This is a genomic window from uncultured Exiguobacterium sp. (genome assembly GCF_964277885.1).
Lineage (GTDB): Bacteria > Bacillota > Bacilli > Exiguobacteriales > Exiguobacteriaceae > Exiguobacterium_A.
The window spans coordinates 561,470-575,964 of record NZ_CAXYJR010000005.1; the positions used below are offsets into that span (position 1 = coordinate 561,470).

Annotated in this window: 12 protein-coding genes and 1 other annotated feature; of the genes, 6 read left to right on the forward strand and 6 right to left on the reverse strand. The window is 46.1% G+C overall.

Annotation, left to right across the window (positions count from 1 at the left end; genetic code table 11):
* Positions 1–29: 29 nt before the first annotated feature.
* The gene (locus ACHWTJ_RS04545) at positions 30–2,552 is read right to left on the reverse strand and encodes a transglycosylase domain-containing protein (protein WP_294740406.1); all 2,523 of its coding nucleotides are present in this window, start codon (positions 2,550–2,552) and stop codon (positions 30–32) included.
* 148 nt (positions 2,553–2,700) lie between these two features.
* Positions 2,701–2,907, forward strand: a binding site (T-box leader).
* Between the two features lie 56 nt (positions 2,908–2,963).
* Between ACHWTJ_RS04545 and tyrS the strand changes: the two genes are divergently transcribed.
* Positions 2,964–4,211, forward strand: coding sequence for a tyrosine--tRNA ligase (tyrS, locus tag ACHWTJ_RS04550; protein ID WP_029342350.1), 1,248 nt, complete (start codon positions 2,964–2,966; stop codon positions 4,209–4,211).
* Positions 4,212–4,256: 45 nt separating this feature from the next.
* On the opposite strand, the gene ACHWTJ_RS04555 is transcribed toward tyrS, so the two are convergent.
* From ACHWTJ_RS04555 to ACHWTJ_RS04565, 3 genes are all read right to left on the reverse strand, one after another.
* Positions 4,257–4,784, reverse strand: coding sequence for a biotin transporter BioY (locus ACHWTJ_RS04555; RefSeq protein ID WP_394679195.1), 528 nt, complete (start codon positions 4,782–4,784; stop codon positions 4,257–4,259).
* Positions 4,785–4,937: 153 nt separating this feature from the next.
* A complete protein-coding gene (gene rpsD / locus ACHWTJ_RS04560; RefSeq protein WP_023469059.1) occupies positions 4,938–5,537 on the reverse strand; it encodes a 30S ribosomal protein S4 in 600 nt (199 codons plus the stop codon).
* A 233-nt stretch (positions 5,538–5,770) separates the two neighbouring features.
* Positions 5,771–6,256, reverse strand: coding sequence for a GAF domain-containing protein (locus ACHWTJ_RS04565; protein ID WP_394679196.1), 486 nt, complete (start codon positions 6,254–6,256; stop codon positions 5,771–5,773).
* A 223-nt stretch (positions 6,257–6,479) separates the two neighbouring features.
* Between ACHWTJ_RS04565 and ezrA the strand changes: the two genes are divergently transcribed.
* Positions 6,480–8,186 (forward strand): septation ring formation regulator EzrA, encoded by a 1,707-nt coding sequence (ezrA, locus tag ACHWTJ_RS04570; RefSeq protein ID WP_294740407.1) that lies wholly within the window; start codon positions 6,480–6,482, stop codon positions 8,184–8,186.
* Between the two features lie 67 nt (positions 8,187–8,253).
* Positions 8,254–9,813: an amidohydrolase gene (locus ACHWTJ_RS04575; RefSeq protein WP_394679197.1), complete on the forward strand. Its 1,560-nt coding sequence runs from the start codon at positions 8,254–8,256 to the stop codon at positions 9,811–9,813.
* Here ACHWTJ_RS04575 and ACHWTJ_RS04580 read toward each other — a convergent pair.
* Positions 9,805–10,572 (reverse strand): MerR family transcriptional regulator, encoded by a 768-nt coding sequence (locus tag ACHWTJ_RS04580; RefSeq protein ID WP_394679198.1) that lies wholly within the window; start codon positions 10,570–10,572, stop codon positions 9,805–9,807. The two genes, ACHWTJ_RS04575 and ACHWTJ_RS04580, sit on opposite strands and share 9 nt — an antisense overlap.
* A gap of 90 nt (positions 10,573–10,662) precedes the next feature.
* A complete protein-coding gene (locus ACHWTJ_RS04585; protein WP_023469054.1) occupies positions 10,663–11,478 on the reverse strand; it encodes an NAD kinase in 816 nt (271 codons plus the stop codon).
* A 165-nt stretch (positions 11,479–11,643) separates the two neighbouring features.
* On the opposite strand from ACHWTJ_RS04585, the gene tpx reads away from it, so the two are divergent.
* The 3 genes from tpx to ACHWTJ_RS04600 all read left to right on the forward strand — a co-directional run bounded on the left by tpx (position 11,644) and on the right by ACHWTJ_RS04600 (position 14,482).
* Positions 11,644–12,141 (forward strand): thiol peroxidase, encoded by a 498-nt coding sequence (gene tpx / locus ACHWTJ_RS04590; RefSeq protein WP_294743313.1) that lies wholly within the window; start codon positions 11,644–11,646, stop codon positions 12,139–12,141.
* 100 nt (positions 12,142–12,241) lie between these two features.
* Complete coding sequence (locus ACHWTJ_RS04595) at positions 12,242–13,150, forward strand: class I SAM-dependent methyltransferase (protein WP_294740410.1); 909 nt, start codon at positions 12,242–12,244, stop codon at positions 13,148–13,150.
* Positions 13,151–13,270: 120 nt separating this feature from the next.
* On the forward strand, positions 13,271–14,482 hold the full coding sequence (locus tag ACHWTJ_RS04600; RefSeq protein WP_023469051.1) for an acetate kinase: 1,212 nt from the start codon (positions 13,271–13,273) through the stop codon (positions 14,480–14,482).
* Positions 14,483–14,495: the final 13 nt, after the last annotated feature.

Below are 14,495 nucleotides of genomic sequence, written 5' to 3' on the forward strand. Positions count from 1 at the left end.
TCACCGCAACAGGTGATTCATCCTTTTTGTTAGTTTTCAGAAGCATCGTTTTTCTTTTCATCTTGTTTCTTTTGTTGTTCTTGTTGTTTCTTCACATCTGCTTCTTTTTTCTTAGCGTCCGTTTCTGCTTTCTTCTTAGCGTCTGCCTCGGCTTTTGCTTTCGCATCGGCAGCACGTTTTGCGTCTTCTTCTGCTTTTTTCTTCGCATCTGCTTCAGCTTGTTGTTGCTCGTTTTGTTGAGCCTCTTGCTTTTGTTCTTCCTGCTTTTGTTCTTCCTGCTTTTGTTCTTCTTGTCTAGCTTCTTCTTTCTTCTTCTCAGCTTCTGCTTTTTTCTTCGCTTCCTCTTCTTTTTTCTTTTTGTCCTCTTCTTTGAAACGACCACTATTTTTGAAGTCATCTGAGGTGACAGAAGATGGTTGCGTAAAGCGGGCACCGGACTTGAAGTAGCTGCTGTTCGCGCCATACGTTGCATTCGCCATCTGTGACCACAGCGTCTGCGTACGTTGATAGTACGTTGACGGACCGATGAGTGAGTTGTTCTGGTCATGTCCTGTCCAGACGGCAAGGGTCACACCAGGTGTCGAACCAACGAGGTAAGAGTCTTTGACATCATTGGTCGTACCTGTCTTACCAGCCCAGTCTCCAGGAACATTTAATCGGTCTTTTGCAAATGTTGCCGTACCTTTTGTAAAGACACCACGCATCATATCAAGCGTCAAGTAAGCCGTTCGTGGTTCGTAAATTCGTTTTTTCTTCGGTTTCGCTTTATAGATGTCTTTTCCATCTTTCGTGATTTTCGAGATAACGTATGGTTGCACGAATTCACCATAGTTCGCGAGTGTTGCGTAAGCACCAGCGAGTTCAACCGGTGTGATTTCCATCGTACCGAGTGCCGCAGAAGGAGCGTAACGGATCGTATCCGGTACTTCAACACCCATATCGACGAGTTTCTGAATCGAATTCGACATATTCATTTTCTCATAAATCTTAACGGCGGGTACGTTCAATGATAGTTCGAGTGCCGTACGAACGGTCACATTACCACGGTAACGACCACCTTCGTTCTTGATCGGACGGTCACCTGGTTGACGTGGTACGGTCTGGTAATAATACTCTTCATCATTGACGGTAGATGCCGGAGTGATGAGTCCATTCTCAATAGCGTTTGAATAAACGAGAATCGGTTTAGCCGTTGATCCGATTTGACGTTTGGCTTGGAATGCTCGGTTGAAATCATCGGCTTTCCCATCCATATAGCGTCCGCCAACGAATCCAAGAATGCGGCCCGTCTCATTTTGAACCATAACCGCTGCTGTTTCTTCTGGGTCCTGTTTCGAAACGGTTTTTTTCGTTTTTGGATCAACGACCTGCTTGTACTGCATACCGCCCGGGAAATTCGCATTGTTCTTTGCAGGTTGTTGCATCGCTTCGTGTATCTTTTTATCAAGCGTCAAGTGGACTTTATATCCGCCTTGGCGAAGTGCGACAAGTGCTTGATCTTGATAGTTCGCACGGACCTCTGCCAGTTCAGATGGTTTCACTTCATCTTCTTTCACACCATCTTGTTTCATCAGATATTTCGTCATAATTTTCGTTGCTTCGCGTTCCGCCAAATCATAGACGTACGGATACGTGTCACGCGAGCGTTTCGATTGCTTCGCAAAATCTTTTGTAATATCATGCTTGATTGCTTTTTCATACTGTTCTTTCGTGATATTTTTTGCGACATACATTCGCTTCAATACGGTTTTCATTCGGTTGACGCTTGGGGTTAAATCTTTTTTGACAACGCCACCTTGCAGGTAAGGTGTGTAGTAGTAAGGGTTTTTCGGAATACCAGCAAGAAAAGCTGCCTGTGGCAAAGTCAGTTTTTTTGCGGATTTATTGAATACGCCACGTGATGCGGCTTCAATACCAGCGATATTACGACCGAGCGAATTACGACCGAATGAGACGACGTTTAGATACGCTTGTAAAATCTCATCTTTTGACATTGCGTTTTCGAGGCGTAATGCCAAGAGAATCTCTTTTGCTTTTCGTTCGAATGAAACTTCGTTCGTTAAAATTTGGTTTTTAATCAATTGCTGTGTCAGTGTACTTCCACCAGTACGTGATGCAGAATTCGTCAGTTCCTGTAAGACGGCACGTAGCGTTGCTTTTGGAACGACTCCATCATGCTGATAAAAATCCACATCTTCTGTTGATAGAAGCGCATCAATCAAATAAGGAGAGATATTTTTAATATCGACAGGCTGACGTTCTTCATCCGTTGAGATGTTCGTCAGCTTTTCACCACTGCCCCAATAAATTTGACTCGTGACGGCATAGCTGTTGACTTCCTGCTTCATCTCAGCCAATGGTGGTGCTTTGGTATCCTTGACGAGGGATGCGAAGTAGCCACCCGCTGCACCGACAGAAAAGCTACCAACAAGTAGGACTGCTATGATGAGAAACAAGATGATGTTCCATGAAACATCGTATGTGATATTCGACCAGTGCCGAACGGCTTTCGTCCGGGGATGATTCCAAAACTTGAACCAGTTCTCGCGCATAAATGATCTCCTTTACATCTTAAACTTAGGGGTAAATTATTATTAAATCACAGATAGACGTATTATACCATAAATCCACCAGTGAAATCGGACTTGACAGCGGATTCGCCTTCGACGTATCATGAAACCATCTTATTTTCATATATTACGTTAAACAGTGATCGGAATACAGTAGTAAGTCACTCCCTGTGACAGAGACCTAGTGGTGCTGCGAACTAGGACACAGTGAACTTACGAATTACGCTTCCGGGAGTTTCTTGAGAAATCAAGCGGTCCGTCCCGTTATCGACGAACCAAGTGGTCCTTTTATGTAAAGGGCAATCAGGGTGGTACCACGGAATCTTCCGTCCCTTCGTCTTAGACGAAGGGACGGTTTTTTATTGTTAAAAGTGAACTTTAGGAGGAGACACAATGACGTTATTAGAGGATTTAGAATTTCGCGGTTTAATTAACCAAATGACGGATGAAGAAGGATTGAAGACATTACTCGAGACACCAACAACTCTATACACGGGTTTCGATCCAACAGCTGATTCATTGCACATCGGGCACTTGTTACCGATTTTAGTCTTAAAACGATTCCAACAAGCAGGACACCATGTCGTAGGTCTCGTTGGTGGAGCAACGGGAATGATCGGAGACCCGAGTGGTCGCGCAACAGAACGTTCGTTGAACACATCGGATATCGTCGAAGAGTTCGCGAATCGGATTAAGGACCAGTTGTCACGTTTCTTACCGCTTGAAGGAGAAAACCCGGTCACGATCGCCAATAACCTGGACTGGACGAAAGATTTGACGATCATCGATTTCTTACGCGATATCGGAAAACACTTCCCGGTCAGCTACATGCTTGCGAAAGACTCTGTTGACTCACGACTTCAAAACGGGATCTCATTCACTGAGTTCTCATACATGTTACTTCAATCATTTGACTTCTTGAAACTCTACGAAGACAAAGGATGCCGTCTTCAAGTCGGAGGTAGTGACCAGTGGGGGAACATCACAGCAGGGATGGAATTGATTCGTCGTGCGGGTCATGAAGAAAAAGCATTCGGATTGACGGTACCGCTTGTTACAAAAGCAGACGGTCAAAAATTCGGTAAGACAGCAGGTGGTGCGGTTTGGTTAGACGCTGACAAAACGTCACCGTACGAGTTCTACCAATTCTGGTTCAACGTTGACGATCTTGACGTCATCAAGTTCTTGAAATACTTCACGTTCTTAACGCACGAAGAACTCGACGCGCTCGCAGAAGAAGTCAAGGCAGCACCAGAGAAGCGTGTCGCGCAACGTCGTCTCGCAGAAGAGATGACAGTTCTCGTCCATGGTGAAGAAGGGCTGACACAAGCGCAACGTATTACGACGGCACTCTTTAGTGGAGATATTAAATCGTTGCAAGTCGAAGATATCGAAGATGCGTTCAAAGGAATGCCGCGCTTCACACTCGGTGAAGCGACAAACCTCGTCGACGTTCTCGTTGAGGCGAAGATCAGTCCGTCAAAACGTCAAGCACGTGAAGACGTAACAAACGGTGCGATCTACCTGAACGGAGAACGCGAGCAAGATTTAACGAAAGAAATCACAGAAGCTGATGCGATTGGTCGCTTTACGATCGTACGTCGCGGAAAGAAAAAATACTTCGTCGTCGAGCATGCTTGATGATATACGAAACGCTCCCTGCACTTAGATGCAGAGAGCGTTTTTTTAAGCTGTCCGGAATAAGCGGAGTGGCAACAAGCGAACAGCAATCGTCGTGGCGATGGCAGCTTTGATTGTATCCCATAAGATGAAAGGATAGTTAATCGCAAAAGCATCTTTGAACGATAGATCGAGTACAGCCATTAGACCAAATGTTCCAAGCAGGTAGACTAAACCAAGACCAAAGACGATCATCCCGATGAAGAGGGGAACGAAGCGACGCGTTTTTTCAGCAACAAGTCCGATGAAGAATCCGGCAATCGGAAAGGCAATCAAATAACCAACGGTTGGTCCGACAAATGGGGCTAGTCCCCCTTTTCCGCCAAGTACCGGTAGACCAGCTGCTGCGAGCAATAAGAAAATCAAGACAGCGAGTCCGCCGCGTTTGCCTCCGAGGATCGCGCTGACCGTCATGATCGCGAGCATCTGAAGCGTGATTGGAACGGCACCGACAAGTTGAATCTGTGGCAAAGAGCTGACGGCAGCGATGATGGCAGCACCAAGGGCGATGAATGTTAAATCTCTTGTTTTCATGAATGAAGTCCTCTTTTCTATTTGTGTTAACTATGTGTATTTAAAGGTTAACACAGACGAATGGATGGCGTCACTCTTTTTTTAAGACCAGGTATACATTTTAGTCATAGGCATAAAAAAAGCACCCACCGAAGTGAGTGCTGGAACAATCGATTAACGTGAGTAGTACTCGACGACGAGTTGTTCTTGGATTTGATCGTTCAATTCAGAACGCTCAGGAAGACGGACGAACGTTCCTTCGAGCTTCTCAGCATCGAAAGTAACGAAGTCTTTAGTTGCTGGAGCAACTTCGAGTGCTTCTTTGATAACGACAAAGTTCTTCGATTTTTCGCGAACTGAGATCGTTTGACCTGGTTTCACGCGGAATGATGGGATATCAACGCGTTGTCCATCAACTTGGATGTGACCGTGGTTAACGAGCTGACGAGCAGCACGACGTGTACGAGCCATACCCATACGGTAAACGACGTTATCAAGACGTGCTTCGAGTAAGAACATGAAGTTCTCACCGTGGATACCAGGCATTTTGCCAGCATCGTTGAAGATACGGTTGAATTGGCGTTCGTTTACTCCGTACATGTGACGAAGTGTTTGCTTCGCTTGAAGTTGAAGACCGTACTCAGATACTTTACGACGGCTGTTACCGTGTTGACCTGGTGCGTAAGGGCGTTTTGCGATTTCTTTTCCTGTTTCAGTAAGTGAGATACCGAGACGACGTGAGAGTTTCCAAGCTGGACCTGTATAGCGAGCCATAATAAGACTCCTCCTTATTGTTCGTTATTATTTGCATAAAAATAATAACGCCATCAAACCCACATTACGCCCATTTCATGATGTGGCACCCTCGCTTGATAGCAAAGTTACACGATGCCCCTCCGGTTATTCACCGAGTCATGAAATGTGATACGTAAGCGATTTGACCGCTATCGTTATCATTTCTGCACTTTTACAAGTATACGGTGTGGACAATCGACTGTCAATCAGAATTACAGATGGCGAAGCAGTGTCGTACAGAATGCTTCTAGACCAGCTTGATCGACTTCGTCGAAACGGTTGAATTCTGGGCTGTCGATATCGAGGACACCAATCGTTTGTCCGTCTTTGACGAGTGGAATGACGATTTCTGAATTCGAAGCCGCGTCACATGCGATGTGACCTGGGAACTGATGTACATCTTCGATTCGTTGTGTCGTCTGTTCTGCTGCGGACGTTCCGCAAACACCACGACCAAATGGAATACGGACGCATGCTGGAAGTCCTTGGAATGGTCCGAGGACGAGTTGGTTTTGTTCCACATCAGTCAGATAGAAGCCGACCCAGTTGATACGGTCGAGGAACTGATTGAGTAACGCGCTCGCATTCGATAAGTTCGCAACTTGATTGTCTTCTCCCATTAACAGCGCATCAAGTTGTTTTGAGAGCATGTCGTATTGTTTCGTCCGGTCACCTTCATATGTCTTTGTTTCGAACATAATAAAAATTCCTCCCGTGAAAAGCGTATTTTTTTTAGTTTAACGAGTTTTCACGTAGCTGACAAACAATTGATTTTTGGAAAAAGGATTCAAAACAGCGGAAGAAATCAGGAAAAGCCCTTGTAAATCTATGCAAAACGGTTGCGCTATACTATTATAAGGATAAGATTATTGCGATTTAGAGAAAATCTAAAGTCGTAGGACAGAGTGGAGGTCGTGACAAATGTGGGCATGGGTGATCGGAGTCATCGTCATCGTATTACTCGTCATGCTATTTAGCATGATCAGTCGAAAAAAATACTACACGAAAATCGATGAACTTGATATGCGCAAACAAGGCATCGTCAGTGCATCGATTCCAAAGGAGTTGCAGGACTTAAAGCAACTACCGATGGCGGGTGAGACGGAGACGAAGTTCAGCTCCTGGCATCAAGCGTGGGAAGAGTTATTAACGGTCCACGTCGCCCAAATCGATGAAACTCTTTACCGGGCGGAGGAAGCGCTCGATAAATATCGGTTCATCGCCGTCAAGAATGACCTCGAAGTAACGGAACAACTGATTGCAGAACTCGAAGGGTTGATCGATGAGATGCTCGTCGAGATGTCGACATTCAAAACGAATCAATCGGTTCTAGCCGAACTGAAATCGCAAGGAGAAGCCGATTCAGGTCAAGTCCGGAAATCGTTATTGATTCAAGCGAACTCATTCGGTCCGGCGCTTGCGCGTCTGGAAGAACGAAGTGAACAAATCGACGCGCACTGGAATGAGATGTGTCAGTACGAAGCTTCAGGTGAAGTGACGAAGGCGTATGAAACAAGCTTGCTACTCGAGCAAGAAGTAGCAACGACACGTCAACTCGTCGAACTCGTACCGAAACAATGGAAGATTCTGGCTCATGAATTACGTCAACGGATTGATCAGCTCGGAGCGGGCTATAAGGAAATGTCGTTAGATGGGTATCCACTTGAACCACTTGGTCTCCAATCCGAGATCAAACGGTTCGAGGAACAACGCCTGAGTCTTTCTGAGAAAATCGAAATGCTAGAAGTCGATGGTTTAGAAGAGGCGATTCAACAGTTATCAGCCGATGTTGATCAAATGTATGATACGTTCCGTCGTGAGGTCGATGCGCGTCATCAAGTGAAAAAAGAAAACCAATTTTTGAAACAAAAAGCGCTACGGATGCGTGAACGGATTCATCAGTTGGCACAAGAATTCAGTATCTTACGTGAAAAATATGAAATCTCAGCAGATTTAGGGATTCACTATGAGACGATCCAGCGTGACGAAGAGCTACTGTTTGAAGCAGCGAAAGATCTTGATGAGTCGATTGCCGGAAAAATCATCCCGTTCAGTATGCTCGAAGATCAGATGCGCGATGCGATTCGCCTCGAAGAACAGTTGATGATTCAGTACGAACGCTTTACGGTCGAACTCCAGGCACTTCGAAAAGAAGAGACGGAAGTTCGCGAACGAATCGTCGAATGGCGTCATCAGCTGTCGCAGACACGCCTCCGTCTGAAACGACTCGGATTACCGAACTTACCGGCTGAGGTGGAAGAAGCGCTTCGAAATGCGAATCGTTCACTGCAGACGCTTGAAACACGGTTAGAGGAGTTGCCGTTTAACGTTCGATCGATCGTCGCACAAAGTCAAGACGTCCAAGAAACGTTTAAACATGTGCAAGAACGGTTAGATACATTAGTGTTCGAAGTCACGTATGCCGAACGGCTCGTCCAGTATGCGAACCGATACCGTCGCCACGACAACGAGATACATATGTCGCTGACGATCGCGGAAACGAAGTTCTTAGCAGGAGACTATGAACGAACGATTGTCTTAGCGGAACGTGTCCTAAATGAATACGATCCGGCCGCGATCGAACGTATTAAACGGTCGTGTGCACCAGAAGAAACATTGCACGTTTAAATCAGGATCGACAATTCAGGGTGACCGTCATGGTCACCCTATTTTTGTAAAAAGAGGAGTGAGTGGAATGGGAACACTATACGTAAACGGATTGATTCGAACGATGGCACACGAAGAGGATGTCCATTCAGCGATGTTCGTCGAGAAGACGCGGATCATCGCGATGGGGGAAGAAGGAAAGCTGCGCCGCCGTTTCGGTAGACGTATTGATCAGATTCACGACTTGAACGGAAAAGCTGTATATCCCGCCTTTACAGATGCCCATATTCATCTGATCGGTTACGGGGAAGCAATCAATCGTGTCGATGCCTCGCGTTATACGACGCTTGAAGCGTTAGGACAAGCTTTTCTCAAGGCGGAACCAATCAATGGAATCCATGTGGCGGAAGGGTACGATGAAACGAAACTTGATCGTGCACCGACGAAAGCATGGCTGAACCAAATGTTCCCTGACGCACCTGCCTTGTTGAAACGGACAGACCGGCATACAGCACTCGTCAACGACGTCTTATTCCAACAACTCGGATATAAAGCCTCAACCGTCATCGAGGGTGGAAAGATCGGTTTATCCGACAACGGTGAAGCGGATGGATTCTTGTATGATGCGGCACTTGAACCTCTCTATACGTTACAGGCTGGAAACTTGGAACGAAATAAATCGTCCCTTCGATCAGCGATTAAGAATCTATACCAATATGGCATTATTGCGGCACATACGGAAGATTTGTCGTATCACGGGGATGTCGCGGAAATCTTGCAAGCATATAAGGAAGTGACGCAAGAGACAGGCTTCCATACGCATTTACTCGTGCATCATCTTGTCATCGATGAGTTCGTGCAACAACACCCTACTTTACCGGAGACAATGTCAATTGGTGCGATGAAACTGTTCGTCGACGGCGCGCTCGGAGGGCGAACCGCTCTTCTCGGTCGTGGTTATTCCGATGACCCGTCGACACGCGGCATCGAAGTGCATACGCCAGAACAACTCGAACAACTCGTCAAACGCGCACGTAGTTACGGGTTCACGGTCGCAGCACATGTCATCGGTGATTTAGCGATTGAACGGTTCGTACAGGTGCTCGAGAAGTATCCGGCACCAAAAGGAAAACGAGATCGTATCATTCATGCGACGGTCGTCCGTCCGGAGACGCTTGCCCGGATTCGGAAATTACCGGTCTTGATTGACGTTCAACCTGTCTTTTTATTAGATGACGCCGACTTCATCGTCGATCGACTCGGATTGAACCGCTTAGACTGGAGTTATCGTTTACGTTCACTGGCAGAAACAGGCGCATTATTGTGTGGCGGAGCAGATGCACCGATCTCTGACCCGGATGTCCGACGGTCACTGTATGCAGCAACCGAAGGAACGGCAGGGCGTGTCAATAAGACAAACGAGACATTATCGATGTTTGAAGCCTTATTGCTCTTTACGAAAAATCCGCATCTCGCGACGGAAACACATGGTCGAAAAGGGTTACTCTTACCAGGCTATGATGCCGACTTCGTCATCTTTGAAGAAGACTTCTATCGCTTGCGTGGGGAAGCCATCTTGAATAACCGTTTGGTCGAGACGGTCCAAGCCGGAAAAACCGTTTATCAGGCGGAAGCTACGTTAGTGTGATGTTTGCGCATAGTGTGAAATAGCTTCCGAGTAGAACGTAGATAGTCCGGGTGCGTACGCATCGTAATAGGCACGGAATCGTTCGTCAGACACATACATCTTGCCGAGTAACGCAAAAAGAGATAATTCGCATGGATAATAGTGCGTATCAATGAAGTCATGTTGATCTTTGACGACTTGTTGAACGTCCGGATCCGTCGTCGCGTGCCCGTCGCGATAAAGGGTCGTCAAGCGCTGATCGAGCTGTTTATGCATGGTGCTCAGTTGTTCTTTCTCATTCGGAGTACGTTGTTTTTGTCTTTTGGTACTCATCCGATATGCGTCGGTGTCACCATAGTGTTGCTGGACTTCATCTGCATGTTGTTTTTCATGCGTAACAATCTCGTCATGCCGTAGACCGCGGAATAATTGTTCGTCTTTCATCGGGAGTCCCCCTTTTAAGGTGAGTAATGTCTGTTCGGCGAGTTGAGCGAGCATTTGATAACGCGAAGCTTTTTCTTGAAGAAGTGCAATCTGCTTTTTCAGTATCGTGTGATGATTGAAATCAGGTTGCGTGAGTAATCTTCGGATTTCTGACAGTGGAAAATCAAGTGAACGATAAAGCAAGATTTGTTGTAAACGTAAAAGATCTTCCCTGCTATAACTTCGGTGGCCGGCATCGCTACGCTTTGGCACTAAGAGACCGATCGTTTCATAATGATAGAGTGTTCGTTTTGTGACGCCGGTCAGTTTGGCGATTTCTTGAGTGGAATACATCATCTGTGTACCTCCTTTGATTGGAGTATAAGGGGTGACGTAACGGAAGACGCAACAAAAAAATCTGCCCCAAGGAGGCAGATTTTTTTGTTGTCATAAGAACGAGCGTTGAATCTTATGCCAAAATGTATTGTTCGTCAGTTTGACGGTTTTAAGTTCTTTTTCAGAAAGCTGGATATCGACTGAATCCGTTCGTGTCAGACTGAGTGCTTCGTTGTCCATCCCGATAATTGGATAATCATTCCCGTCTTCGATGATGCGTAACGAGAGTTTCCGTCCACGATTCAATAAGAAAGCAGAACCGAGTGTCCGGTACCGGTTGTTGTTGACCGAAGCAATCTCGCTGACTTGGAGACAGTGGATCAATGGATCGACGATCGCACCAGAAAGCGACTTGTTATAAGCCGTAGAGCCCGTTGGTGTTGAAATGACCATCCCATCCCCGCGGAATGTCTCAAACAGGAAGTCGTCGATATAGACTTCGATTGCGAGTGATTTGATGATGCTTGATTTCACAGAACATTCGTTCAGACAGAGCATCGGTGGTCCACCGTTGATGGATGCTTCAAGTAGTGGATAACGACGTACTTCGATTTCACCATCCGAGACACGGTTGCCTGTCTCTTTAAAGATGGCTTCGACAGCGGAAAGATCATTGATGTCAAAATCACAGTAGAACGAGTTGGGTCCCTCAGCGAATCCAACATAGATGGCATCATCACGGAAACCCGTGAAGCGTGCCGCTTGCAAGAAAGCCCCGTCTCCACCAATCGAGACGATGATGTTTGCTTGTCGATGATCTTGAACGACATTCAATCCGTATCGTGTACCGACATCGATCAACTTTCGTACCTGCGTCTCGTGTCTTTGTGTATTTCGGTAGTACAGGTAGACATTATTTCGAGCCATGGTCAATTCCCCCTTGAAAGCGTTTCATGAACTCTTTCATTATACCTGTTTTTTAGAAAGACGGGTACTGAAGTCCATCAATTATGGCAGAATGCTTGCCATCTTCCCGGAACATTCCTATAGTTAAATAGAAAATAACGCATATCCAATCAGGGGAAAAGGGGAATTCACATGGCTACATTCAAAGGAAATCCAATCACACTTCAAGGTACGACGGTTCAAGTCGGACAAACGGCACCAGACTTTCACGTCCTTGCTAATGACTTATCGCCGGTAACACGCGATACATATCAAGGCGTTCGGATCATTAGCGTCGTGCCATCGATCGATACAGGCGTATGTGATGCGCAGACACGTAAATTCAACGAAGAGGCAGCTAAAATCGAGGGCGTCACAGTCATGACGATCTCAAACGATCTTCCGTTCGCACAACGTCGTTGGTGTGCATCAAGCGGACTTGATCAAGTCGTGACATTGTCTGATCACCGTGATCTTTCATTCGGCACACAGTACGGTGTGGCAATCGAAGAATTACGTCTGCTTGCTCGCTCTGTCTTCGTCATCAATTCGAACAACGAAATCACGTATGTCGAATACCTCGAAGAATCAACGGATGAGGTTAATTTCGAAGCAGCACTCGCTGCGGCGCGTGAAGCGAAGTAAGAATGGTTTACAAACGACGCTGAAGCGTTACAATGGAACTAATGATAGAAACGGCTCCCGCTCTACGGGGGGCCGTTTCGTTTTGGAGAGGATGACGTACATGGAGCCGTTAGAAAAGTTATATAAGGAATTGACGCGTCAAACAAAACAAATTGAACGTGATCTTGATATGCCTTATTTAGAAGCGTTGACGACTGTGATCGACCGGTTGAACGACCGTCATACTGAAAATGTAGACAAAGAGGTTATTCGGAAGGCAGTATCGCTTGCTATCCTAGAGGGGATGAAACAAGCACAACCGAACCATTTACCGACGCCGGACAGTGTCGCTTTGTTTGCTGGTTATCTAATCGGGAAATTGGTAGGTAAGGAGGACATCCGACTACTTGATTTAGGGAGTGGAACAGGTGGCATGTTACATGCTGTCTTGAGTCAGCTTTCGACAGGTACATCTGCTGAAGCGGTCGAGGTAGACGAGACATTGATTCGTTTATCGGCAGCGGTAACGGAATTACTCGACTATCCTGTCACGTATACGCATCAAGATGCATTGCGACCATTATTGCTAGATCCGGTCGATCTTGCGATGGCTGATCTTCCTGTTGGCTATTATCCAGATGAAGAAGCAGCCGCTTCATACATCTTGAAACGAGACGAAGGCATGAGTTACAGTCATTTCTTATTGATCGAACAAGCGATGCAATACGTCAAGCCAGGTGGGTTCGGTGTCTTCGTCATTCCAAACGGATTGTTCCAGCATGACACAGAAGGAAAGTTGAAACAGTACTTCGAATCAAAAGCGCATGTCATCGGTATTTTGCAGTTACCACTTACGATGTTCAAGCAAGAACAGGCAGCAAAAAGTTATTTGATCGTCCGGAATCATTTAGCCGGTATGAAGATGCCAAAACAAGCATTGCTCGCTGAGTTGCCGTCGTTCACAGATGCCCGCGCGTTTGGTGGTATGGTGAAACAGATTGATGAATGGATTAACACAGAATTAAAATGAATTACGCAAAGTGATTGAAATCTGTCGTTAATTTGACTATTCTAGTTGTAGAACAGAAATAGAAGAAAAACTAAACAGATGTGAATGTTCATTGGATTCAAATGGAAAAGGGGAAAAATCATGGCAAAAATTATGGCGGTAAACGCAGGTAGTTCGTCTTTGAAGTTCCAATTGCTCGAAATGCCGAACGAAACGATGATCGCAGTCGGACTCGTTGAACGCGTCGGTAAAGACGATGCAATCTTTACGATTAAATATGGTGAAGGACAAAAGTATACAGATGTTCTCCCACTTGCAACACATAAAGAAGCAGTCGAGTTGTCGCTCGAAAAATTGATGGAGTTCGGAATCATCTCGTCTTACGATGAGATTAAAGGTGTCGGTCACCGTGTGCTTCATGGTAAAGAAAAATATGCAGACTCTGTATTGATCACAGATGAAGTCATGCATGATATCGAGTCGTACACAGAACTCGGACCACTCCACATTCCACCAAACTTGATCGGAATCCGGGCATTCCAAGCGTTGCTTCCGGAAGTACCACAAGTGGCAGTCTTCGATACGGCGTTCCATCAAACGATGCCAGAAGAAAACTTCCTTTACAGCTTGCCGTATGATTACTACACAGAATACGGTATCCGTAAATATGGTTTCCACGGTACGAGCCACAAATACGTTACGGAACGTGCATCTGAATTACTCGGTCGTCCGTTAAAAGACCTCCGTTTGATTTCATGTCACTTAGGTAGCGGAGCATCGATCGCAGCAGTTTCTGGTGGCGAATCAATCGATACGACGATGGGATTCACGCCGCTTGAAGGGATCACGATGGGAACACGTTCTGGTTCACTTGACCCAGCCTTGATTCCATTCTTGATGGAGAAAACAGGGAAAACAGCAGAAGACGTCTTGAACGTCATGAACAAAGAGTCTGGAATCTACGGTTTATCTGGTCTCTCAAGTGATTTGCGTGACGTCCAGACGGCTGCGAAGGAAGGAAACCACCGTTCAGAGATGGCACTCCGTATCTTCGCGAACCGTATCCACGGATACATCGGGCAATACGCTGCTGAGATGAATGGTGTTGATGCGATCATCTTCACAGCCGGTGTCGGTGAAAACTCAGATTCAATCCGTGAGCGTGTCTTACGTGGTCTTGAATTCATGGGCGTTTACTGGGATCCATCACTCAACAACGGAGCTCGTGGAGAAGAACTCTTCATTAACTACCCACACTCACCAGTTAAAGTCATCATCATTCCAACGAACGAGGAATTGATGATCGCACGCGACACAGTTCGCGTTGGTGGATTGGTTGCTCAAAACGCATAATCGGTTCAAAAGG